The sequence below is a fragment of the Campylobacter sp. TTU-622 genome (genome assembly GCF_016598965.1).
GTDB lineage: Bacteria > Campylobacterota > Campylobacteria > Campylobacterales > Campylobacteraceae > Campylobacter_D.
The window spans coordinates 1-1,081 of the sequence record NZ_JAENKR010000169.1; the positions used below are offsets into that span (position 1 = coordinate 1).

At 33.4% G+C, this 1,081-nt stretch carries 1 pseudogene; it reads left to right on the forward strand.

The annotated features are described in order from the left end of the window. Positions 1–1,081, forward strand: a pseudogene (locus tag JG677_RS08235) (autotransporter outer membrane beta-barrel domain-containing protein); the annotation flags it as partial.

Genomic DNA, 1,081 nt, shown 5'->3' on the forward strand with positions numbered 1-1,081 from the left:
GGTGGTAATTCTGGTATTTATATAGGAGGTGGAAAAGAGATTGATACTCAAATCACTATTTCAGGATCAGTTACAGGTGGAACTGCTGGTATAGTTAATGAAGGTGTTATAGGTAGTAGTAGCTCTAGTGAAGATGGTAGCACAGGAGGTATTATCATTTCAGGTGGTAGTGTTAGCTCTTCAAGTGGAGGTTCTGGTATAGTAAATCAAGGTAATGGTTCTATTAGTGGTGAAATCAAAGTAGAAAGTGGAGGTTCTATTGAAGGTGGTATTACTAATACAGGTAATGGTTCTATTACAGGAAGTATAGTAGTAGAGGAAGGTGGTAAGCTTGATTCTATTACAAATACTTCTACTTCTGATACAGGTATAAGTGGTTCTATTACTAATAATAGTGATAACAATCTTGAAATTTCAAATGGTGAAGGTGCAACCATAGGTGGAGGTATTGTTAATAATGGCAATGCAGATTTAATTATTTCAAATTCAGGCTCAGTAGGTAAAGATGAAAACGGCAACACAGTTACTAATAATGGAAGTGGTAGCGTTGGAATTAAAGATTGGGTAGTAAGTACTGATAAAAACACAGGTAAATTAGAAACTGTAGTTGTAGGTGGAAGTGGAGCTTCTAATGTAAAAGTAGATAACATAACCGTTGATCAAAGCAATGTTAATCTTGATGAATTAGGCAATATAAATAATATTATCACAGGAGTAAATCAAGGCAATATTGGCAATATTGGAACTAATGGTGGAGGAGAAATATCTTTAAATTATGATCCATTAACAGGAAAGCTTACTACAGATTTTAACCTTAATGCCTCTATATCAGGTGCAACCTTTAGATCTTTAATCTCTACAACTTCAAGAAGATCAACCTTTATTGATAATGTTATGGGTAATTCTATGCAAAGCTTTACTTTAAGCTCTTCAAGTAGAGCTCAAAAAATAGCTATGTCTGAAAAGGGTAATTTATACTCTGATGCAAGTGATTATATAAAGAGTGATTTTAAAAATGCTTCTTATGGAATGAATAAAGAACACTCTTTATTTATACTTCCTTATGCTTCTTCACAGAATG